15 protein-coding genes and 1 tRNA gene are annotated in these 22,009 nt (G+C 69.3%); 6 read left to right on the top strand and 10 right to left on the bottom strand.

The genetic code is table 11. The features are described from left to right. Window positions 1-148: 148 nt before the first annotated feature. Both GPA10_RS20220 and GPA10_RS20215 read left to right on the top strand, forming a co-directional pair. Window positions 149-1,615, top strand: coding sequence for a pyridoxal phosphate-dependent decarboxylase family protein (locus GPA10_RS20220; RefSeq protein ID WP_157166776.1), 1,467 nt, complete (start codon window positions 149-151; stop codon window positions 1,613-1,615). Continuing rightward, window positions 1,612-3,078, top strand: a complete 1,467-nt coding sequence (locus GPA10_RS20215; protein ID WP_079086953.1) for a lysine N(6)-hydroxylase/L-ornithine N(5)-oxygenase family protein — start codon at window positions 1,612-1,614, stop codon at window positions 3,076-3,078. Before GPA10_RS20220 ends, GPA10_RS20215 begins: the two co-directional genes overlap by 4 nt. A 140-nt stretch (window positions 3,079-3,218) precedes the next feature. Here the strand turns inward: GPA10_RS20215 and GPA10_RS20210 are convergent, their stop codons facing one another. Then, window positions 3,219-5,018, bottom strand: a complete 1,800-nt coding sequence (locus GPA10_RS20210; RefSeq protein WP_157166687.1) for a bifunctional metallophosphatase/5'-nucleotidase — start codon at window positions 5,016-5,018, stop codon at window positions 3,219-3,221. A gap of 181 nt (window positions 5,019-5,199) precedes the next feature. Between GPA10_RS20210 and GPA10_RS20205 the strand changes: the two genes are divergently transcribed. Continuing rightward, window positions 5,200-5,907 (top strand): SIMPL domain-containing protein, encoded by a 708-nt coding sequence (locus tag GPA10_RS20205; RefSeq protein ID WP_157166686.1) that lies wholly within the window; start codon window positions 5,200-5,202, stop codon window positions 5,905-5,907. 173 nt (window positions 5,908-6,080) lie between these two features. Then, window positions 6,081-7,517, top strand: coding sequence for a pyruvate kinase (pyk, locus tag GPA10_RS20200; RefSeq protein WP_157166685.1), 1,437 nt, complete (start codon window positions 6,081-6,083; stop codon window positions 7,515-7,517). A 57-nt stretch (window positions 7,518-7,574) separates the two neighbouring features. Here pyk and GPA10_RS20195 read toward each other — a convergent pair whose 3' ends face one another. Both GPA10_RS20195 and GPA10_RS20190 read right to left on the bottom strand, forming a co-directional pair. Next, window positions 7,575-8,363 carry a helix-turn-helix domain-containing protein gene (locus GPA10_RS20195; protein WP_157166684.1) on the bottom strand — a complete coding sequence of 263 codons (789 nt, stop codon included), beginning with the start codon at window positions 8,361-8,363 and terminating at the stop codon, window positions 7,575-7,577. A gap of 82 nt (window positions 8,364-8,445) precedes the next feature. Next, window positions 8,446-8,529, bottom strand: a tRNA-Leu gene (locus GPA10_RS20190). A 102-nt stretch (window positions 8,530-8,631) separates the two neighbouring features. On the opposite strand from GPA10_RS20190, the gene GPA10_RS20185 reads away from it, so the two are divergent. Further along, window positions 8,632-9,288 (top strand): ANTAR domain-containing response regulator, encoded by a 657-nt coding sequence (locus GPA10_RS20185; protein ID WP_058851652.1) that lies wholly within the window; start codon window positions 8,632-8,634, stop codon window positions 9,286-9,288. 156 nt (window positions 9,289-9,444) lie between these two features. Here GPA10_RS20185 and GPA10_RS20180 read toward each other — a convergent pair whose 3' ends face one another. From GPA10_RS20180 to GPA10_RS20150, 7 genes are all read right to left on the bottom strand, one after another. Next, window positions 9,445-10,161, bottom strand: coding sequence for an ABC transporter ATP-binding protein (locus tag GPA10_RS20180; RefSeq protein WP_058851651.1), 717 nt, complete (start codon window positions 10,159-10,161; stop codon window positions 9,445-9,447). Beyond that, complete coding sequence (locus GPA10_RS20175) at window positions 10,158-11,219, bottom strand: ABC transporter ATP-binding protein (RefSeq protein ID WP_157166682.1); 1,062 nt, start codon at window positions 11,217-11,219, stop codon at window positions 10,158-10,160. The genes GPA10_RS20180 and GPA10_RS20175 overlap by 4 nt, the downstream gene beginning before the upstream one ends. Window positions 11,220-11,224: 5 nt before the next feature. After that, complete coding sequence (locus tag GPA10_RS20170; protein ID WP_246259454.1) at window positions 11,225-13,081, bottom strand: branched-chain amino acid ABC transporter permease; 1,857 nt, start codon at window positions 13,079-13,081, stop codon at window positions 11,225-11,227. Window positions 13,082-13,086: 5 nt separating this feature from the next. Next, window positions 13,087-14,016, bottom strand: coding sequence for a branched-chain amino acid ABC transporter permease (locus GPA10_RS20165; RefSeq protein ID WP_058851649.1), 930 nt, complete (start codon window positions 14,014-14,016; stop codon window positions 13,087-13,089). Between the two features lie 95 nt (window positions 14,017-14,111). Continuing rightward, entirely contained in the window at window positions 14,112-15,347 is a 1,236-nt protein-coding gene (locus GPA10_RS20160) for a branched-chain amino acid ABC transporter substrate-binding protein (protein WP_058851648.1), read from the bottom strand. A 771-nt stretch (window positions 15,348-16,118) separates the two neighbouring features. After that, window positions 16,119-16,646: a PaaI family thioesterase gene (locus tag GPA10_RS20155; RefSeq protein ID WP_157166681.1), complete on the bottom strand. Its 528-nt coding sequence runs from the start codon at window positions 16,644-16,646 to the stop codon at window positions 16,119-16,121. An 83-nt stretch (window positions 16,647-16,729) separates the two neighbouring features. Next, window positions 16,730-19,009, bottom strand: coding sequence for an FdhF/YdeP family oxidoreductase (locus GPA10_RS20150; RefSeq protein WP_157166680.1), 2,280 nt, complete (start codon window positions 19,007-19,009; stop codon window positions 16,730-16,732). A gap of 223 nt (window positions 19,010-19,232) precedes the next feature. Here GPA10_RS20150 and polA point away from each other — a divergent pair, with 223 nt between their 5' ends. Beyond that, window positions 19,233-21,914, top strand: a complete 2,682-nt coding sequence (gene polA / locus GPA10_RS20145; RefSeq protein WP_246259487.1) for a DNA polymerase I — start codon at window positions 19,233-19,235, stop codon at window positions 21,912-21,914. Window positions 21,915-22,009: the final 95 nt, after the last annotated feature.

Below are 22,009 nucleotides of genomic sequence, written 5' to 3'. Positions count from 1 at the left end.
CCAGGGCCTAGCACCACCCACCTACCCCCCGCAAACTCCCCCCATGGGCAATACCCCTTACGAGTCCGCATCGTTGAGCTCTCCGGGCGAGCCGGACACCGCAGCGGCCAGGCCGGCGACCCCACCCGAGCACCCGGAGGTCACCGCCATGAGCACCCCGCCGCCCCTCGCCGGAGGCAAGAACGGCCCCGACGCCCTGCGGCCCCTGCTCGAAACAACCCTCGGCGCCCTCACCGAGGGCGCCGGGACCCGCGGCGGCCCCCTCCCGAGCGGCGGCCCCGCCACCGTCGCCACCCGCGTCCGCGAAGCCGCGGGCGACCTCCTGCCGACCCACGGAACGGGCGCCGAGAACGCCCTGCGCACCCTGGTCGGCGCCGTCGCCGCAGGCGCCGCCGACCCCGCGGACCCCCTGTGCGCGGCCCACCTGCACTGCCCGCCCCTCGCCATCGCCGCAGCCGCCGACCTCGCCGCGTCCGCCCTCAACCCCTCCATGGACTCCTGGGACCAGGCGCCCGCCGCCTCCGCCCTCGAAGCGCTCCTCACCGCCACCCTCGCCGCCGAAGTCCACGGCCCCGGCACCGGCGACGCCCTGATCACCACCGGCGGCACCGAGTCCAACCAGCTCGCCCTGCTCCTCGCCCGCGAACACGCCGCCACCCGCGGACACCCCCTGCGGCTGCTCACCGGCGCCAACGCCCACCACTCCCTGCGCCGCGCCGCCTGGCTCCTCGGCCTGCCCGAACCCGTCACCGTGCCCGCACCCGCCGGCGTCCTCGACCCCGCCGCCCTCGACGAAGCCCTCACCGAACTCAGCGAACTCACCGAACTCACCGAACCCAGCGGACCCAGCGGACCCAGCGAACGCACCGGCCGCGCCGGCCGCAGCGGACCCGCCGCCACCGTCCTCGTCGCCGCAACCGCCGGCACCACCGACGCCGGCCTCATCGACCCCCTCACCGACATCGCCGACCTGTGCGCCACCCACGGCGCCCGACTCCACGTCGACGCCGCCTACGGCGCCGGACTCCTCTTCAGCGACACCCACCGACCCAAGCTCCACGGCCTGGAACGCGCCGACAGCGTCGCCCTCGACCTGCATAAACTCGGCTGGCAACCCGCAGCCGCCGGCATCCTCACCGTCCGCGACCCCGCCGACACCAGAGCCCTCGACCACCGCGCCGACTACCTCAACGCCGACGACGACACCGAAGCAGGCCTGCCCGACCTCCTCGGCCGCTCCCTGCGCACCACCCGCAGACCCGACGCCCTGAAGATCGCCGTCACCCTCAAGGCCCTCGGCCGCACCGGACTCGGCGCCCTCGTCGACCAGGTCTGCGACCGCGCCCGCGAACTCGCCGACCTCGTCGCCGCCCACCCCCGTTTCGACCTCTACGACAAGCCCGCCATCAGCACCGTCCTGTTCCGGCCAACCGACGCCGACGACGAATACATCGCCCACGTCCGGAGGACACTCCTGGACAACGGCACCGCCGTCCTCGGCCGCGCACAGCTCGACGGCCGCCGCTGGCTCAAAGCCACCCTCCTCAACCCCCACATCCGCACCGAACACCTCACGGCCCTGCTCACGCTCGTGGAAGGAACCAGCCACCGATGACGGCCACGCCCGACACGCCCCACCGCCACGACAGGACCGCGCAGGCAGCCACCGCCTCCACCGCACCCCGCGACCTGGTCGGCATCGGCATCGGGCCGTTCAACCTGTCCCTCGCCGCCCTCGCCCAGCCCCTCGCCGAACGCGGCAGCATCGACGCCGCCTTCTACGAACAGCGGCCCTCCTTCCACTGGCACCCCGGCCTCCTCATCGAAGGCGCCACCCTCCAGGTCCCCTTCCTCGCCGACCTCGTCACCCTCGCCGACCCCGCCAACCCCTGGTCGTTCCTCAGCTACCTCCGCTCCCGCCAGCGCCTGTTCCCCTTCTACTTCGCCGAGCGCTTCCACATCCAGCGCGCCGAGTACGACGCCTACTGCCGCTGGGTCAGTGAGAACCTCCCCGCCCTGCACTTCGGCCACCAGATCGACGCCGTCCGCTGGAACCCCGAACGCTCCCTGTTCGACATCGACTTCACCCAGCTCGACGCCGACGGCGAAGCCGAAGCACTCGGCCGCACCCACGCCCGCAACATCGCCCTCGGCGTCGGCACCGCCCCCTACGTCCCCGAACCCCTCAGACCCCTCGCCGACGCCCCCACCGTCCCCGTCATCCACTCCGCCGACTACCTGCTGCACCGCGACCGGCTCCGCACCGCCGACCACATCACCGTCATCGGCTCCGGACAGTCCGGCGCCGAGATCTTCCTCGACCTGCTCCGGCACCGCCCCCCGGGCGCCGAACGCCTGCACTGGCTCGCCCGCACCCCCGCCTTCGCCCCCATGGAGTACTCCAAGCTCGGCCTGGAACACTTCACCCCCGACTACACCCGCTACTTCCACGCCCTGCCCGAACCCGTACGCGACCGGCTCGTCCCCGGCCAGTGGCAGCTCCACAAGGGCATCGACGCCGACACCATCGCCGCCATCCACGACGAGCTCTACCAGCGCACCCTCCACGGCGGCTGGCCCGACACCGTCCTGACCCCCGGCGTCACCGTGCGCACCGCGGGCCGCGTGGCCACCACCCGCGTCGAACTCCACCTCGAACACATCGAGGAAGGCACCCGCTCCCGCCTCACCACCGACGCCGTCATCCTCGCCACCGGCTACCGCGAACGCCCCCTCGACCAGCTCCTCGCCGGCCTCGACCCCTATATGCGCCGCGACTCCGCCGAACGCCCCCGCATCGACGACAAGTACCGCCTCCTCCTCGACCCCTCCATCACCGCCACCGGCAGCAACGTCTACGTACAGAACGCCGAACGCCACACCCACGGAGTCGGCGCCCCCGACCTCGGCCTCGCCGCCTGGCGCAGCGCCACCATCCTCAACACCCTCACCGGCACCAACCCCTACCCCCTGCCCGACCGCACCGCCTTCACCACCTTCGGCCTCACCGACCCCGCGGCCCGCACCCCCGCACCCCGCGTCCCCCAGCACACCAACCTCGTCCGCCTCAAGAGCTGACGCCCATCCCTGCGCCCCCGCACTCCCGCGCACTCCCGCGCACAACGGCCGTGCCCCGTTTCCCGCGCCCTGACGGACACCGGAAACGGGGCACCTGAACCGACCCGGCCGACCCGGACGACCCCGGAAGGCCGCCGAACCTAGAACACCGGCGCGCCCGCCCGCGTCAGCCGCCAGTCCACCGAAGCGAACTCCGCCGGATCGATCGTGCCCTTCGCCTTCACCCACGCGATGATCGTGTTACGGATCTCCTCGGAATTCGCCCACACCTGCTTGGCACGCGCGATGTGCGGGAAATTCCCCCCGCCACTCGCCCGGTAATTGTTCACCGCGAGCACGAACTCCGCCTTCGGATCGAGATCCTTCCCCTCGAACCGCAGCTTCGAGATCCGCGAACCCGCGGGCTGCGCGATATCGATCTCGTACGACACTCCGTACAGCGCGTCGTAGTTGTAATCCGGAGTGTTCTCCGCATTCGTCAGCTTCGCCGGATCCACCGGCGCCCCCGCCTCGGTCCGCACGTAATAGCGCGCCGAGAACTCCAGATACTCCTTCAGCTGCGCACCCGTGAGCACCCGCGCCTCCAGCGTGTTCTCGAACGGATACAGGCCCGCCGCGTCCCGGATCGTCACCTCGCCCGCGGGAACCCCCGCCGCCCGCGAGAAGCACGACGCCTGCGAGAGCACCGGAAGCTTCGCGTACGCGCCGCCCGCGAGCGCCGCCTTCACCGTCTCCGCCTGCACATGGCTGATCAGATCAATGATCGCCACATCCTTGTACGGGCCCTCCGCGGTGCTCATCGCCGCCTTCGACGTGCCGATGACCTGGTTCACATACCGCACGACCTTCTTGTGCTCATCACCCAGCAGCCGCGTGATCCGCCGGTCCTCCGCCACCGTGTTGGAGTTCAGGACCTTCGCCCCCACCTCCGCCACCCGCCAGCGACCCTTCGACCACACCAGATCGAAGTCGAACAGCGTCAGACGCTGCCCCCACTTCAACGGCTCCGAGAGAACGACGCTCTTCCCCGTCGCCTTGTTCTCCACCCGGTACTCGGGAATCTCCGTGTGCGCGTGCCCCACCAGGATCGCGTCGATCCCCGGCACCTGCTCCGCCACCAGCGCCGCCGCGTTCTCCACATACGGCAACTGATCCCCGTACGACGACGTACCGCTCGACCCCGAGTGCGCCGACACGATCACCACGTCCGCACCCATCGACCGCAGCCGCGGCACCCACTTCGCCGCCTGCTCCTCCAGGCCCGGGAACACCATCTTCCCCTGCACATTCGCCTTGTCCCAGATCGCGATACCCGGATTCGTCAGACCCAGCACCGCCACCCGCACATCACGGCCGTACGGCGTCCGCAGCCGGTGCATGCTGTACGGCGCGAACGCGGGCCGCCGCGTCCTCGCGTCCAGCGCGTTCGCCCCCAGCAGCGGGAAGTCGCACTGCTCCTCGAACTTCCGCAGCACCGGAATGCCGTAGTTGAACTCGTGATTTCCGAGCGCCGCCGCGTCGTAGCCGATCGCGTTCATCGCCAGCGCCATCGGGTGCACCGGGCCGCGGGCCGCCGTGATCGGGTCGACCTTCGCGTAGTAGTACGACAGCTGCGTGCCCTGAATGGTGTCGCCCGCGTCGATGAGGAGAGTGTTCCGGCGCCCCTTCTCCCTGCGGACCTGGTTCACCAGCGTCGAGATCTTCGCCAGGCCCACATCGTTGTGGTCCTTGTCGTCGAACTCCTTGTCCGTGAAGTAGTCCCAGTTGAAGACGTTGCCGTGGAGGTCCGTGGTGCCCATGACGGTGAACGAGTACCGTCTCGTCCGCCCGCCGCCGTGCGACGCGGCGGGAGCCGCCTCGGCCCCCGCCGCCGGGCCCGCGAGGGCGACAGCTCCCGCGGCGGCTGAGCTCCCCAGGAACGACCTTCTGTCGAGCGGCATCTCACTGTCTCCCTTATGAACCTGCACGATCGGCACGACTTCGTGACGCGCGTAGATTCTGACCCGTCGACACGGCCCGCGACAGACCCGCCAGGTTTCGATCCGGTGACTGTCCCGTTGACTGTTCCGTTGGCTGTTCCGTTGACTGTTCGGCACCCCGAGGCGGTGCGAGAGTGGCCCCATGACCACCGAAGAACCCACCTCCAACGTCCCCTACGGCACCCCAGAGGCCCCACGCCTGGCGGTCCGCGGCGAAGCCCTCCTCGAAGTCGACCCCGAGATCGCCCGCATCGGCATCACCGTCAGCGCCCGCGGCAGCGACCGCCGCGACGCCCTCACCGACCTCACCCGCCGCAACACCACCGTCATCGACCTCGTCAAGACCTACGGCGAAGCCGTCGAACGCGTCGAGACCGGCACCTTCTCCATCACCCCCGAACTCACCAAACGCGGCAAGGGAGAACGCGTCCGCACCTACCACGGCCGCGTCCACATCACCGCCGAACTCACCGACTTCACCGCCCTCGGCGAACTCACCACCCGCGTCGCCGACCTCGAACTCACCCGCGTCGACGGCCCCTGGTGGTCCCTGCGCCCCGACTCGCCCGCCCACCGCCGCGCCCGCCAGGAAGCCGTCAGGGAAGCCGTCCAGCGCGCCCGCGAATACGCCGAAGCCCTCGGCACCACCCTCGCCGCCCTCGTCGAGATCGCCGACATCGGCGCCGACAACACCCCCTACGGCTACGGCGGCCCCGCCGCCCCCGGCATGGCCCGCGCGGCCTACGGCGGCGCCCCCGAATCCGCCCCCGCCCTCGACCTGGAACCGCAACGCCAGTCCGTCTACGCACAGGTCAACGCACGCTTCACCATGAACCCGCCACAACTCTGAGCAACCGCCACCGTCGCAACTGTGATCGCACCACGCCCCATTGACCAATGAACGCGCTCATAGGAGCGACTCCGCGCACACTTCAACACTTGTCAAGAGACCTTCATGCAAAGGACGTTGAGTAGTCACGCCCAGCCAATTCTCTACCCGTCAGTAAGCCCTAGGGTCTAGACATGCGCCGAGCAAAAATCGTTTGCACCCTGGGACCCGCCACCGACACCTACGACCAGATCAAGGCCCTGGTCGACGCCGGAATGGACGTGGCACGCTTCAACCTCAGTCACGGCACCTACGCCGACCACGAGGAGCGCTACCAGCGTGTGCGCAAGGCCGCCGACGAGAGTGGCCGCAGCGTCGGCGTCCTCGCCGACCTTCAAGGCCCGAAGATCCGCCTCGGCCGCTTCAGCGAAGGACCCGTACTCCTCGAGCGCGGCGACGAATTCACCATCACCGTCGAACCCGGCGCCCAGGGCGACCGCCGCAGCTGCGGCACCACCTACTCCGGCCTCGCCGAAGACGTCACCACCGGCGAACGCATCCTCGTCGACGACGGCAAAGTCACCCTCGAAGTCACCGCCGTCGACGGCCCCCGCGTCACCACCACCGTCATCGAAGGCGGCATGGTCTCCGACCACAAGGGCCTCAACCTCCCCGGCGTCGCCGTCTCCGTCCCCGCACTCTCCGACAAGGACGAAGCAGACCTCCGCTGGGCCCTGCGCACCGGCTTCGACGTCATCGCCCTCTCCTTCGTCCGCAGCGGCCGCGACATCGACGACGTCCACCGCATCATGGACGAGGAGAACCGGCGCCTCCCCGTCATCGCCAAGGTCGAGAAGCCCCAGGCCGTCGACAACATCGACGACATCGTCGCCGCCTTCGACGGCATCATGGTCGCCCGCGGCGACCTCGGCGTCGAGATGCCCCTCGAACAAGTCCCGATCGTTCAGAAGCGCGCCATCAAGCTCGCCAAGCGCAACGCCAAACCGGTCATCGTCGCCACCCAGATGCTCGACTCGATGATCGACAACTCCCGGCCCACCCGCGCAGAAGCCTCCGACGTCGCCAACGCCGTCATCGACGGCACCGACGCCGTCATGCTCTCCGGCGAGACCAGCGTCGGCAAATACGCCATAGAGACCGTCCGCACCATGGCCCGCATCGTCGAAGCCGCCGAAGAGGACATCCTCGCCAAGGGCCTGCCGCCGCTCACCGAACGCAACAAGCCCCGCACCCAGGGCGGAGCCGTCGCCCGCGCCGCCGCCGACATGGGCGACTTCCTCGGCGCCAAGTTCCTCGTCGCCTTCACCCAGTCCGGCGACACCGTCCGCCGCCTCTCCCGCTACCGCTCCCCGATCCCCCTCCTGGCCTTCACCCCCGACGCCGCGACCCGCTCCCAGCTCAACCTCACCTGGGGCGTCGAGACCTTCCTCGGCCCGCACGTCGACTCCACCGACGCGATGGTCCGCCAGGTCGACGAACAACTCCTCAAGATCGGCCGCTGTCAGCCCGGCGACATCGTCATCATCACGGCCGGCTCGCCCCCCGGCGTCCCCGGCTCCACGAACCTGGTCCGGGTCCACCACATCGGCGAGGACGACAGCCCCCGCTAGGCGCTACGTCCCCCCCCCAGACCTGAGGGCCGCTCGCACGGGGGGAGCGGCCCTCAGTCAGTACTTTTCTCCGACGTGGGCGTCCATGAGGGCTACGCTCGCTTTGCGAGCGATGGAGATGTTGAAGGGGTCACTGCCCCGCGCCAACGTCGTCCACTCGACGCCGACCTTGGTCAGCGTGTCGCTGAAGAGCTTCCGGATGTCGTCGGACTTGTTGGTGAAGAAATACCGGGGGTATTCGTACCGCTTCCGCTCACCGGCGACGAGCCGGGTCGTCCAGTTGATGATGCGACAGCCGTCGGAGTGGATGAGCCCCCTGATGAATGCCCAGGGGTGGGCGTCGACGATTTCCTGCTGCCAGGGGGCGAGGGCGATGGTGCGCTCGTGTTTCTTGCCAGGGCCGTGCTGAGGGAAGAGGCACGGGAGGTGCGTCGAGTAGATCTTGATGTCGTGGCAGCCGATCTTGCGGGCCCTGCACGTGGAGCCATCTGGGAAAACCGCCCGAATGGTCCGCTCGCATTCGGCCATGAGGCCGGGCCAGGAATCGTCACAAGTGATTCTGAGACTTGGGGCTCTGTGCTCCGGATGCTGGGAGATGTAGCCGTCTCCTAGGTACCAGCCCAGCAGGTAGGAGTATGCCTTTGTGTCGAGCGCTCGCCCGTCGCACCGTGGGCATTCATGGGACCTGGCTACCGGCAGTTCGCCCCGCCGAGCGCGGTCTCGATGGAGCCACACTCCAACTGTGCTCGCCGGGAGACCCAGCCGACGGGCGACGTCGGCGTTTCGTGCCCCGCTGTGTAAGAGGGATAGGGCCTTGTGCCGCACCTCTGTGCCGTAAGCATTCATGGGGCTACTCTGTGCGACCACTCGCGTTCGCGTGCAACTAAAAGCGGAGGATCACGAGAACGTGATCCTCCGCTACGCAGCGTGCCGGGTACGGGATTCGAACCCGTATGTCCTCTCGGACAGATGTGTTTGAGACATCCGCGTAAGCCGATTCCGCCAACCCGGCCAGAGCGCTACGCGCTCCCGGGGAAGCATACCGGGTCACCGCGGAGCGTCGCAGCTAGGTACGCTCTTGGGAAGCAGTGACTGCCCGCAACGAGGAGCTTCCGTGACCGCCCCCGAGTCGCCCCAGCCCGAAGAGACGACCGACGACGAACAGTCGCACGTCCCGCCGCTGACGACCCGTGTCGTCATCGCCGAGGACGAGGCCCTCATCCGGCTCGACCTCAAAGAGATGCTGGAGGAAGAGGGCTACACCGTCGTGGGTGAGGCCGGTGACGGTGAGAAGGCGATCGAGCTCGCCCGTGAGCACAAGCCGGACCTGGTGATCCTGGACGTGAAGATGCCGGTGATGGATGGCATCTCCGCGGCGGAGAAGATCGCGGAGGAGTCCATCGCCCCGGTGCTCATGCTCACCGCGTTCTCGCAGCGCGACCTGGTCGAGCGGGCCAGGGACGCGGGCGCGATGGCGTACCTGGTGAAGCCGTTCTCCAAGAGCGACGTGGTCCCGGCCATCGAGATGGCGGTGTCCCGCTTCACGGAGCTGAAGGCGCTGGAGCAGGAGGTCGCGGACCTCACGCAGCGTCTGGAGACGCGGAAGCTGGTGGACCGGGCGAAGTCGATCCTGCAGACGGAGTACGGCTTGAGCGAGCCCGCCGCGTTCCGCTGGATCCAGAAGACGTCGATGGACCGCCGCCTGTCGATGCAGCAGGTGGCGGAGGCGGTCATCGAGGACGCGGAGGAGAAGAAGGCAGCGAAGGGCTAGTCACCCAACCGCCGGGGGCGCCCCGCAAGGGGCGCGGGGAACTGCGCGCCCAGCCCCCACCGGCGGAAAGCCGAGAGGAACGCGAGAACACAAGGAGGGCGGTCACCCCACAGCGGGGTGACCGCCCTCTTCGCTGCTCAGGGCCCAGGGGCCAGCTCAGTCCTCGCCGAGGTAGGCCTTGCGTACCGACTCGTCGTGCAGCAGGTCCTGCCCCGTCCCGGAGAGGACGATGTTGCCCACTTCCATGACGTGGCCGTGGTCGGCGAGCGAGAGCGCGGCCTGGGCGTTCTGCTCGACGAGCAGGATGGTGGTGCCCTGGGACTTGAGCTCGGCGATGGTGTGCATGATCTTCTGCATCATGATCGGCGAGAGTCCCATGGAGGGTTCGTCGAGCATGAGCAGTTTGGGGCGTGACATGAGGGCGCGGCCCATGGCGAGCATTTGTTGTTCGCCGCCGGAGAGGGTGCCGGCGGCTTGCTTGCGGCGTTCTCCGAGGATGGGGAAGAGGTCGTAGGCGCGTTGGATGTCTTTTTCGATGCCTGCTTTGTCGTCGCGGAGGTAGGCGCCGAGTTGCAGGTTCTCGGTGATGGTGAGGCGGGGGAAGATGTGCCGGCCTTCGGGGGAGTGGGCGAGGCCGAGGGCGACGATCTTGTGGGCGGGGACGCCGTTGAGTGGCTGTCCGTCGAACATGATCTTTCCGGCGAGGGGTTTGAGGAGGCCGGAGAGGGTGCGCAGGGTGGTGGTCTTGCCGGCGCCGTTGGTGCCGATGAGGGTGACGACCTGGCCGGCTTCGACGCTGAAGGAGATGCCTTTGACGGCTTCGATCTTGCCGTAGGCGACCTTGAGGTCCTCGACCTCGAGGAGTGTGGTCACGGGGCTTTTCCTTCCGCCGAGGTGTCGGCCGAGGCGTCCGGAGTGGTGCCGGATGTGGTGTCCGGCGGGGTGTCGGACGTGGTGTCCGGCGGGGTGTCGGACGGTGTGCTCTCCGGGGTGCCGGAGGGGGCGCCGGGGGTGCTGGAGGCAGTGCCGGGGGAGCCGGACGGGCTGTCCGGCGGGGTGTCCGCCGTGGCTTCCGCGGCGTCGGCCCCGGCTTCGGTGTCGGCGCCCGCTTCGGCCGCCTCGACCTCGGCGAGCTCCGCGGCGCCGGGTGCCCCCTCGAAGGGCGTACCGAGGTAGGCGGCGACGACGCGTTCGTCGGCCTGGACGACGTCGGAGGTGCCTTCGACGAGTTTCTCGCCCTGGACGAGGACGGCTACGCGGTCGCAGAGGTTGAAGATGAACCGCATGTCGTGCTCGATGACGAGGACGGCGATGCCTTGGTCGCGGATGGCGAAGACGAGTTCTTCGGCGGCGCGGGTCTCCTGCGGGTTCATGCCGGCGGTGGGTTCGTCGAGCAGGAGCAGGCCGGGTTCGCTGGCGAGTGCGCGGGCGATTTCGAGCTTGCGCTGCTCGCCGTAGGGGAGGTTGCGGGAGAGGTGGTCGGCTTTGTGGGCGAGGCCGATGAATTCCAGCAACTCCATGGCCCTGGCGTGGGAGGCGGCTTCGGCCTTCTTGAAGCCGGGGCCGCGCAGGAGGGCCGACCAGAGGCCTTCCTTGGTCCTGGTGTGGCGTCCGACGAGGACGTTTTCGAGGACCGTCATATTGGCGAAGAGCCGGATGTTCTGGAAGGTGCGGGCGATGCCGGCGTCGGTGACGAGGTGGGGCTTGGCGGGCAGGACGGTGCCTTTGTAGGAGACCTTGCCCTCGGTGGGGACGTAGAGGCCGGTGAGGCAGTTGAAGAAGGTGGTCTTGCCGGCGCCGTTGGGTCCGATGAGGCCGACGATCTCGCCGCTGCTGACGGTGAGGTCGACGCTGCGTACGGCGGTGAGGCCGCCGAAGCGCATGGTGACGCCGCTGGCTTCGAGGACGGTGGTGGTTGTGGTGGTGGTCATGGTTCTCACGCCCCCGCCTTGCTTGCGCCGACGGTGCCTTCGGGGAGTTTCTCCTGTTCGGGTACGTCGAGTTGGTCGGTCTCGTGGTATTCGAGCTGGGCGCGCTTGTTGGCGACGAGGCCTTCGGGCCTGAAGCGCATGAGCAGGATGAGGGCGAGGCCGAAGAGGAGGAGCTGGTAGTCCTCGAGGAACTGGAGTTTGGCGGGGATGAGGTAGAGCAGGGCCGCGCCGATGAGGGGGCCGCTGATGGTTCCCATGCCGCCGAGGATGACGGCGGCGAGGAGGAACGCGGAGTTGGGCGGCACGGTGTTGGCGAAGAGGTACTGCTCGGGGGTGATGCTGTAGGAGACGTGGGCCTGGACGGTGCCGGCGAAGCCGGCGAGGGTCGCGCCGAGGGCGAAGGCGATGAGTTTGACGCGGAAGCCGTTGATGCCCATGGCGGTGGCGGCGGTCTCGTCCTCGCGGATGGCGACCCAGGCGCGGCCGATGCGGGATTCGCCGGAGCGGCGGAAGACGAGGACGACGACGGCGGTGAAGAAGAGCATCAGCAGGTAGTAGTTGGCGGGCCTGCTGAGGGTGAAGCCGAGGATCTCGTGTTCGACGCCGAGGTTCCAGCCGAGGATCTCGAGGTCGGGGATGTTGGGGATGCCTTGGGCGCCGTTGGTGAGGTCGGGGCCCGCGCTGCCGTTGAGGTTGTTCATGGTGATGCGGAAGATCTCGCCGAAGCCGAGGGTGACGATGGCGAGGTAGTCGCCGCGAAGCCTGAGGGTGGGGGCGCCGATGATGACGCCGAAGACGAGGGAGGCGGCGGCGCCTGCGAGGACGGCGGCCCAGAAGGGGAAGTGGACGTCGAAGGTGGATGCGGGCGATCCGGAGACGAGGGCGGCGGTGTAGGCGCCGACGCCGAGGAAGGCGACGTATCCGAGGTCGAGGAGTCCGGCGAGGCCGACGACGACGTTCAGGCCGAGGGCGACGGTGGCGAAGATGAGGATGTTGACGCCGATGAGGGCGTAGCTGGCGTCGCTCTGGGTGAAGGGGAACATGGCCGCGGCGACGATGGCGGCGGTGAAGGTGACGTTGCGGTGTTTGGTGGTGAGTGTGTTGAGGCGGGGGATGAGTCCGGCGCGGTTGAGTGCGGTGGCGCCGAGGACGGTGGTGATGAGGAAGCCGATGAAGAGTTCGGAGTAGGCCTCGATGCCGTAGGCGAAGACGTACAGGCCGATGCCGAACGCCGCGGCGATGATGAGGATCTCGACCCAGTCGGGCAGGGTCTTGGCGCGTGGGGGTGGGGGTGCCTTGAGGCTGTGGCGCAGGCGTTGCCAGGGTCCGGCGTGGGGTTCGTCGGCGGGCAGGTCGGAGGGGAGTGCGAGGGCGCCGATGGTGGCGATGAGGGCGCCGATGCCGGAGACCCAGGCGCCGGGTTCGAGGTTGACGATGCCGCCGAGGTGTTCGGCGATGGCGCCCATGCTGTAGCCGGTGGTGCCGAGGACGCCGAGGCTGAGGAGGAGGACGGGGCTGTTGGTGCCGCCGGGGGTGAGCCAGCCGAGGCCGCGGATGCCCATGCCGGAGAGGGCGAAGAGCAGGGTGAGGGCGGCGCCGGTGAGGGTGACGACCTGGAGGCCGCCGGGGTAGCCGGTGACGGTGAGGTCGCCGGGGAAGGCGGTGGTCCAGGTCCAGGCGAGGAAGGTGCCGAGGAGGGCCGTGGCGGATCCGGCGAGGACGGCGATGCGGGCGGTGGTGGCGGGCAGCGGCAGGGTGGCGGTGGGGGCGTGCGCCGGGGTTTTGGCGGTGGTGCCCGTGTTGTTGGTGCCGTTTCCGGAGTTGTCCGGGCTGCCGGTGTTCTTGGTGGTGTTGGTGGTCATGGGTATCACGCCCGATCCGCGACGCGTTCGCCGAGTAGGCCTTGTGGCCTCAGCAGGAGGACGAGGATGAGGAGGGCGAAGGCCCACACGTCCTTCCAGGCGCCGCCGCCGAACTGTTCCATGCCGGGTACGTCGGCCATGTAGCCGGTGGCGAGGGCTTCGGCGACGCCGAGGACGATGCCGCCGAGCATGGCGCCGTAGATGTTGCCGATGCCGCCGAGCACGGCTGCGGTGAAGGCCTTGAGGCCCATGATGAAGCCCATTTTGAAGCCGACCTGGCCGTTGTGGAGGCCGTATCCGACGGCTGCGACGGCGGCGAACGCGGCGCCGATGGCGAAGGCCATGACGATGATGCGGTCGGTGTTGATGCCCATGAGCTTGGCGGTGTCGGGGTCCTGTGCGGTGGCTTGCATGCCGCGGCCCGTGCGGGTCTTGTTGACGTAGTAGGCGAGGGCCAGCATGCACAGCGGGGCGGCGATGATGAGGAAGAAGTCACCGCGCTGGATGTCGGCGCCGAAGATGTGCACGGGCTCGCCGCTGAACTGGGGGAAGGTGCGGTCCTTCTTCGCGTCGGGGTACCACTTCCAGACGGCCTGCTGGAGCAGGATGGACAGGCCGATGGCGGTGATGAGGGGTGCGAGTCGTGGTGCGCCGCGCAGGGGTCGGTAGGCGAAGCGTTCGGCGGCGGTGCCGACGGCGACGGAGCATATGACGCCGCCGATGATCATGAGTGGGATCGCGGCGAGCAGCGAGAACCCGTCGGGTAGCCACAGGGAGACGGTGAGGGCGCCGAAGCCGCCGACCATGAAGATCTCGCCGTGGGCGAAGTTGATGAGCTGGACGATTCCGTAGACCATCGTGTAGCCGATCGCGATGAGACCGTACATCGCGCCGAGGATGAGTCCATTGGCCAGCTGTTGCGGCAGTTCGTTCACCGCAGGCCCTCCGTTGGATGGTTCGGATATGGCACCGCGCGGGAGCGCTGGTAGCGCTTCCCGCGCGGTCGGGAGTCAATGGCTGGGGTCGGGGTCTAGCGGGGCTTGTAGGCCTCGCTGAACTTCGATTCCCACTTGTTGCCCTTGCTGACTTCGTATGCGGTCATCATCGTGTTCGTGGTGTCACCGAACTCGTCGAAGGAGACGGTGCCGGTGACGCCGTCGAACTTGACCTTGCTCATGGCTTCGAGGACCTTGGCGCGGCCGTCGGAGGGGACCTTTCCGCCGTTGTCGGCGACGGCGATCTTCACGGCCTCGATGATGGCCCAGGTGGCGTCATAGGTGCCGCCGCCGTAGGTCTCCATGTTTTCCTTGTAGTTCTTGTTGTATTCCTCGATGAACTTCTTGGCGGAGGCGAGTTCCTCGACGGGCTTGCCGACGGAAGTGCCGAGGTCGCCGACGGCCTTCTTGTTGAGCTTCGGGAACTCTTCGCTCTTCATGCCGTCGCCGCCCATGAGCGGGACCTTGGCGCCGGATTCCTTGAGCTGCTGGCTGAGGGGGGCGGCGGCGGGGTATTCGCCGCCGTAGTAGACGGCCTGCGCGCCGGTGCCCTTGACCTTGGAGGCGACGGACTTGAAGTCGCGGTCCTCGGGGTTGACGTGGTCCTGGCCGACGATCTTGCCGCCGAGGGCGGTGAAGGTGTCCTTGAAGGACGCGGCGAGGCCGGCGCCGTAGGTCTTCTGGTCGTCGATCAGGTAGACCTTCTTGACCTTGGCTTTCTGGATCAGGTACTGGGCGGCGAACTGGCCCTGGACCTGGTCGGTGGTTGCGGTCCTGAAGAAGGTCTTGAACTGCCGCTTCTTGTCGCCCTTCTTCCAGCCGTCGCCCTGGGTGAGCTCGGTTCCGGTGTTGGCCGGGGAGATCTGGGTGAGGCTGGCGTCGTTGAAGGGCTTCTGCATCGACTGCGAGACGCTGGAGTTCAGCGGGCCGACGACGCCGAGGACGCCCTTGTCGCTGATGAACTTCTGGGCGTTCTGGCCGCCGACGGAGGGCTGGGCCTGGTCGTCGAGGGGCTGGAGCTTGAATTTGACGCCCTCGACGGTGTTCTCCTTGTTGGCGGTCTTGACGGCGAGTTCGGCGGAGTTGCGCATGCCGATGCCGAGTGCGGAGAGGTCACCGGTCAGGGGGGCGTCGAAGCCGATGGTGACCGTGGTGTTGCCGCCGCTGCCGTTGTCTTCGGAGTCCTTGTCGTCGCGCGACCCGCAGGCGGTGAGGGTGAGGGCTCCGGTGGTCAGCACCGTGGTGAGTATGAGCGCGGAACGGTTTCGCACGATGGGTCCTTTCCCTGGCGCGGCCACCTCGGCGGAGGTGCCGTGAAGATCGCCGGGCCGTACTGGTGGTGGTACAGGGCCGTGCAATTCAGTTCGCACCCGGCGGCGCGGTGACTGGCCGTGACTCTAAGGGGGCAATTGATCCAGGTGGAGTGGTCGGACCAAGGCTGTGACGCTCTTGTTATGCCACGGAGTATTCCGCGCTGGAACGCAGGGGGTGGTTGTGGCGGAATCTGCGTGCTTCGGTAGATCCTGACCTCAGGAAACGTGCAGGACCGTTAAGTGGTTTGACTCATGACAGCGGTGTTCGGGGCGTATGCGGCACCCTCGCGCGCGGAAATGATCTTTTTGCGGTCGCGGGTGCTTCCGGCGGGTCTCGGCGGGATTGCGCGCACATTACGGAGCGTTACGCGCGGAAAAGGGAACCTGACACTCCGGGGCGGTTTTGCGCTTTTGCGAATGCGCGGGGTCAGGAGTGTTTTTGTGTAGCACTCCTGTTTTCCTGTGAAGGTCGCGGTGCTCGCGCGGGTGTAAGGAGATACATGATGAAGACACCTGACCGACGCCCTCGAATACGGTTGGTGACGACCGGTGTCCGCTATCCGGTCATTCCGGCGGCGTCCACGCCCGGCGGACGCCCGCGCTCCACCATGGCAAAGGCCCGCCCCGCCGCCGCGATGCGGCGGCGGGGCGGGCCGTGCCGGGATCCGTCCGGCGGCTGCGGCCGAGTGCGCTCGGCGCGACGCCCGCGCCTGTGCCGGGAAGGCGCGATCAGGCCGGTCCCGCGCCGTTCGAGGCGGGGGTCCGGGGCCGGTCCTGGGCTGAGGCGGGGCCCGGGGCCGTGGCCCCGGCAGGGCGCAGCATGCACGTCAGGCGTGCGGTGCACACCCGCTTGCCGGCCTCGTCGCTGATGACGATCTCGTACGTGGCCGTGGAGCGCCCCCGGTGCACGGGGGTGGCCACGCCGGTGACCAGGCCGGAGCGCACGCCCCGGTGGTGCGTGCAGTTCAGGTCGACGCCCACGGCGAGCTTCGTGCTGCCGCCGTGCAGCATCGAGCCGACGGAGCCGAGGGTCTCGGCGAGTACCGCCGACGCGCCGCCGTGCAGCAGGCCGTACGGCTGGGTGTTGCCCTCCACCGGCATGGTGCCGACCACGCGCTCGGCGGAGGCCTCGACGATCTGCACGCCCATGCGGGAGCCGAGATGTCCCGCGGAGAACAGGGCGGGCAGGTCGACGCCGAGCGCGGCGTACTCGTCGATGACCTCTTGCGGGAACTTCGTCGTGTGCTGCTCACCCATAGGTCCTGGCTCCGTTCGTCGACGCGGCACCTGACAACCACCGCGGTGGCCGCCGCGGCGGCCACCGGTTGCTGAGCGAACGCTCAGTCGGTCGTCGATTGTTCCAGGCGCACGACCACGGACTTGCTGGCGGGGGTGTTGCTGGTGTCGGCCGTCGCGTCGAGCGGCACCAGGACGTTGGTCTCCGGGTAGTACGCGGCGGCGCAGCCCGGCGCCGTCGGGTAGTGCACGACGCGGAAGCCCGGCGCGCGCCGCTCGACGCCGTCCGTCCACTCGCTGACCAGGTCGGTGTACGAGCCGTCGGCGAGACCGAGGGCACGGGCGTCGTCGGGGTTGACCAGGACGACGCGGCGGCCGTTCCTGATGCCCCGGTAGCGGTCGTCCAGGCCGTAGATCGTGGTGTTGTACTGGTCGTGGGAGCGCAGGGTCTGCAGCAGGAGGCGGCCCTCGGGCAGGCTCGGGTACGTGACCGGCGCGGCCGTGAAGTTCGCCTTGCCGGTGGCCGTCGGGAAGCGGCGCTCGTCACGCGGGGCGTGCGGCAGCGCGAACCCGCCGGGCCGGGCGACGCACGCGTTGAAGTCCTCGAACCCGGGCACCACGCGCGCGATGCGGTCGCGCACCGACGCGTAGTCCTTCTCGAACTCCTCCCAGGGCGTCGCCGAGTCCGGGCCGAGGACGCGGCGGGCGAGGCGGCACACGATGGCGGGCTCGGACAGCAGCTGCGGGCTCGCGGGCTCCAGGCGCCCGCGCGAGGCGTGCACCATCCCCATGGAGTCCTCGACGGTCACGAACTGCTCACCGCTGCCCTGGACGTCGCGTTCGGTACGGCCGAGGGTCGGCAGGATCAGGGCGCGCGCCCCGGTCACCGCGTGCGAGCGGTTCAGCTTCGTGGAGACGTGCACCGTCAGACGGGCGCGCCGCATCGCGGCCTCCGTGACGTCGGTGTCGGGGGAGGCGGCGACGAAGTTGCCGCCCATCGCGAAGAACACCTTCGCCTCGCCGTCGCGCAGCGCCCGGATGGCGCGCACCACGTCCAGGCCGTGGTGGCGCGGCGGCGCGAACCCGAACTCCTTCTCCAGGGCGTCGAGGAACGCGGGCGCGGGCCGCTCGAAGATGCCCATCGTGCGGTCGCCCTGCACGTTCGAGTGGCCGCGCACCGGGCACACGCCCGCGCCCGGCCTGCCGATGTTGCCGCGCAGGAGCAGGAAGTTGACGACCTCGCGGATCGTGGGCACCGCGTGCTTGTGCTGGGTCAGGCCCATCGCCCAGCACACGACCGTGCGCCTGGAGGCGAGGACCATGCGCAGCGCCTCCTCGATGCGGGCGCGGTCGAGGCCGGTCGCGGTCAGCGTCTCGTCCCAGTCGGCGGCGCGGGCGGCGGCGGCGAAGTCCTCGTACCCGTGGGTGTGCTCGCGGACGAAGTCCTCGTCGACGGCTCCTTCCGTCTCCAGGATCAGCTTGTTCAGGAGGCGGAAGAGGGCCTGGTCGCCGCCGATGCGGATCTGCAGGAACAGGTCGGTGAGAGCGGTGCCCTTGAGCATGCCCTGGGGGGTCTGCGGGTTCTTGAAGCGCTCCAGGCCCGCCTCGGGCAGCGGATTCACCGTGACGATCTGCGCGCCGCCGCGCTTGGCCTGCTCCAGGGCCGACAGCATCCGCGGGTGGTTGGTGCCGGGGTTCTGCCCGGCCACGATGATCAGGTCGGCCTTGTGGAGGTCCTCCAGCAGCACGCTGCCCTTGCCGACGCCGAGGGTCTCCGTGAGCGCCGAGCCCGACGACTCGTGGCACATGTTCGAGCAGTCGGGCAGGTTGTTCGTGCCCAGCTCGCGGGCGAACAGCTGGTACAGGAACGCCGCCTCGTTGCTCGTGCGCCCCGAGGTGTAGAAGAGGGCCTCGTCGGGGGAGCCGAGGGCGGCAAGCTCCTCGGCGACGATGTCGAAGGCGCGCTCCCACGACACCGGCTCGTAGCGGTCGGCTCCCTCGGCCAGATACATGGGGTGGGTGAGGCGGCCCTGCTGCCCCAGCCAGTACCCGCTGCGGGTGGCGAGGTCGGCCACGGGGTGCGCGGCGAAGAAGTCCGGGGCGACGCGGCGCAGGGTCGCCTCCTCGGCGACGGCCTTCGCGCCGTTCTCGCAGAACTCCGCCGTGTGCCGGTGCTCCGGCTCGGGCCAGGCGCAGCCGGGGCAGTCGAACCCGTCCTTCTGATTGACGCGCAGGAGCGTGAGCGCCGTGCGCCGCACGCCCATCTGGCGCTGGGCGATCCGCAGGGTGTGACCGATGGCCGGCAGCCCGGCCGCGGCGTGCTGCGCCTCGGTGACCTGGGGCGCGTCCTGGACCGGATCGCCCTTGGGCGGCTTGCTTGCCATGGCCTGCTCCTCTTCGAGCGCATGCGCGAGATACGTCCTTCGATCCTCCCACGCAGGGCCGACAGGGCGGCGCCCCGGGCCGCGGATGACCGGACTGTCAGTGGGGCGTGGCAGGATCGGGGGCGTGGCAGAAACAGCAGCGAAGAAGAAGTCCGCGCCCGCCGCGAGGGCGGCGAAGAAGGCGACCCCGGCCGGTGGCGGTGAGCGTCCCCGCCTGCTCCTGATGGACGGGCACTCCCTGGCGTACCGGGCGTTCTTCGCGCTGCCCGCGGAGAACTTCACGACGGCGACAGGACAGCCGACGAACGCGATCTACGGCTTCGCGTCGATGCTGGCGAACACGCTGCGCGACGAGGCGCCCACGCACTTCGCGGTGGCCTTCGACGTCTCGCGCAAGACCTGGCGCTCCGAGACGTATCAGGAGTACAAGGCGAATCGCTCCAAGACCCCCGACGAGTTCAAGGGCCAGGTCGAGCTGATCGGCGAGCTGCTCGACGCGATGAGCGCGGTGCGGTTCGCGGTCGACGGCTTCGAGGCCGACGACGTCATCGCCACCCTCGCCACGCAGGCCGAGGCGGCCGGCTTCGAGGTCCTGATCGTCACGGGCGACCGGGACTCCTTCCAGCTCATCACCGACCACGTCACGGTGCTCTATCCCACGAAGGGCGTCTCGGAGCTGACGCGCTTCACCCCGGCGAAGGTCGAGGAGAAGTACGGCCTCACCCCGGCCCAGTATCCGGACTTCGCGGCGCTGCGCGGCGACCCGTCGGACAACCTGCCCGGCATCCCCGGCGTCGGCGAGAAGACCGCCGCGAAGTGGATCACGCAGTTCGGTTCGTTCGCGGAGCTGGTCGAGCGCGCCGACGAGGTCAAGGGCAAGGCCGGGCAGAACTTCCGGGACCATCTGGAGTCGGTGCGGCTCAACCGCCGCCTGACCGAGCTGGTGCGGGACGTGGAGCTGCCCAAGTCGGTCGCCGACCTGGAGCGCGCCGCGTACGACCGCAAGGGCGTCGCGATGGTCCTCGACACCCTGGAGATCCGCAACCCCTCGCTGCGGGAGCGGCTGCTCGCCGTGGACCCGGGCGCGGAGCAGGCCGAGGAGGCCCCGCCCGCCGAGGGCATCGACCTGGACGGCTCGGTCCTCGGCGCCGGCGAGCTCACCGGCTGGCTCGCCGAGCACGGCAACGCGGTCCTCGGCCTTGCCACAGTCGACTCCTGGCAGCTCGGCACCGGCTCGGTCACCGAGGTCGCCCTCGCCGCGGCCGGGGGAGCGGCCGCCTGGTTCGACCCGACCACGATCGACCAGGCCGACGAGAACGCCTTCGCGGCCTGGCTCGCCGACCCCGACAAGCCCAAGGTCCTGAACAACGCCAAGGGCGTGATGCGCGTCTTCGCCGAGCACGGCTGGAGCGTCGCCGGCATCACCATGGACACCTCCCTGGCGGCCTATCTGGTCAAGCCGGGCCGCCGCTCCTTCGACCTGGACGCGCTGTCCCTGGAGTATCTGGGCCGGGAGCTGGTCCCCGCGGCCGCCACGGACAGCGGGCAGCTGGCGTTCGGGGAGGCCGACGAGGACGACGAGGACGCGGTGGGGGCCGCGGCCGACGAGCTGATGGTGCGCGCCCGCACCATCCTCGACCTGGGGACCGCCTTCGGCGACCGCCTGACGGAGGTGAACGCCGCCGGCCTCCTCACGGACGTCGAGCTGCCCACCTCCACCCTCCTGGCCCGCCTGGAGCGGTACGGCGTCGCGGCCGACCGCGCCCACCTGGAGTCCATGGAGCAGCAGTTCGCGGGCGCCGTGCAGCAGGCGGTGAAGGAGGCGCACGCCGCGGCGGGCCACGAGTTCAACCTGGGCTCGCCCAAGCAGCTCCAGGAAGTCCTCTTCGGCGAGCTGGGCCTGCCCAAGACGAAGAAGACGAAGACCGGGTACACGACGGACGCCGACGCCCTCGCCTGGCTCGCCGCCCAGACGGACAACGAACTGCCCGTCATCATGCTCCGCCACCGCGAGCAGGCGAAGCTGCGCGTCACCGTCGAGGGCCTGGTCAAGTCGATCGCCGCGGACGGCCGCATCCACACGACGTACAACCAGACCGTGGCCGCCACCGGCCGTCTCTCCTCGACGGACCCCAACCTGCAGAACATCCCGGTGCGCACCGACGAGGGCCGGGCGATCCGCCGCGGCTTCGTCGTGGGCGAGGGCTTCGAGTCCCTGATGACCGCCGACTACAGCCAGATCGAACTGCGTGTCATGGCGCACCTGTCGGAGGACGAGGGCCTCATCGAGGCGTTCACCTCCGGCGAGGACCTGCACACCACGGTCGCCTCGCAGGTCTTCGGCGTGGAGCGCTCCGCCGTCGACGCCGAGATGCGCCGCAAGATCAAGGCCATGTCGTACGGCTTGGCGTACGGCCTGTCGGCGTTCGGTCTGTCCGGGCAGCTCGGTATCGAGGCAGGCGAGGCCCGCGCCCTGATGGACACCTACTTCGAGCGCTTCGGCGGCGTGCGCGACTATCTGCGCCGCGTCGTCGACGAGGCCCGCGCCACGGGGTACACGGAGACGATGCTCGGCCGCCGCCGCTATCTGCCCGACCTCAACAGCGACAACCGGCAGCGGCGCGAGATGGCCGAGCGCATGGCGCTCAACGCGCCCATCCAGGGGACGGCCGCGGACATCGTCAAGGTCGCCATGCTGAACGTGGACCGGGCGCTGACGGAGGCGGAGCTCACCTCGCGGATGCTGCTCCAGGTCCACGACGAAATCGTCCTGGAGATCGCTCCCGGTGAGCAAGGGGCGGTCGAGGGTCTCGTCCGCCGGGAGATGGCCGGGGCTGTTTCGCTGCGGGCGCCGTTGGATGTGTCGGTGGGGGTGGGGGCCGACTGGGAGTCGGCTGCTCACTAGCCTGCTTGCCTGGGCCTTCGCTTGTGCCTGTGCCTGTGCTTTCGTCTGTGCCTGTGCTTTCGTCTGTGTCTGCGGGTCGTGGGAGGGGGTTGTCG

The organism is Streptomyces typhae, from assembly GCF_009755605.1.
In the GTDB taxonomy this organism is placed as follows: Bacteria; Actinomycetota; Actinomycetes; order Streptomycetales; family Streptomycetaceae; genus Streptomyces; species Streptomyces typhae.
This window is presented reverse-complemented; position numbering and strand designations above follow the sequence as displayed.

Bases quoted from the DNA above. Each gene is read 5' to 3' on its own strand.
- GPA10_RS20220 (WP_157166776.1), top strand. From the start codon at position 149: ATGAGCACCCCGCCGCCCCTCGCCGGAGGCAAGAACGGCCCCGACGCC.
- GPA10_RS20215 (WP_079086953.1), top strand. From the start codon at position 1,612: ATGACGGCCACGCCCGACACGCCCCACCGCCACGACAGGACCGCGCAG.
- GPA10_RS20210 (WP_157166687.1), bottom strand. From the start codon at position 5,018: ATGCCGCTCGACAGAAGGTCGTTCCTGGGGAGCTCAGCCGCCGCGGGA.
- GPA10_RS20205 (WP_157166686.1), top strand. From the start codon at position 5,200: ATGACCACCGAAGAACCCACCTCCAACGTCCCCTACGGCACCCCAGAG.
- pyk (WP_157166685.1), top strand. From the start codon at position 6,081: ATGCGCCGAGCAAAAATCGTTTGCACCCTGGGACCCGCCACCGACACC.
- GPA10_RS20195 (WP_157166684.1), bottom strand. From the start codon at position 8,363: ATGAATGCTTACGGCACAGAGGTGCGGCACAAGGCCCTATCCCTCTTA.
- GPA10_RS20175 (WP_157166682.1), bottom strand. From the start codon at position 11,219: ATGACCACCACCACAACCACCACCGTCCTCGAAGCCAGCGGCGTCACC.
- GPA10_RS20170 (WP_246259454.1), bottom strand. From the start codon at position 13,081: ATGACCACCAACACCACCAAGAACACCGGCAGCCCGGACAACTCCGGA.
- GPA10_RS20155 (WP_157166681.1), bottom strand. From the start codon at position 16,646: ATGGGTGAGCAGCACACGACGAAGTTCCCGCAAGAGGTCATCGACGAG.
- GPA10_RS20150 (WP_157166680.1), bottom strand. From the start codon at position 19,009: ATGGCAAGCAAGCCGCCCAAGGGCGATCCGGTCCAGGACGCGCCCCAG.
- polA (WP_246259487.1), top strand. From the start codon at position 19,233: ATGGACGGGCACTCCCTGGCGTACCGGGCGTTCTTCGCGCTGCCCGCG.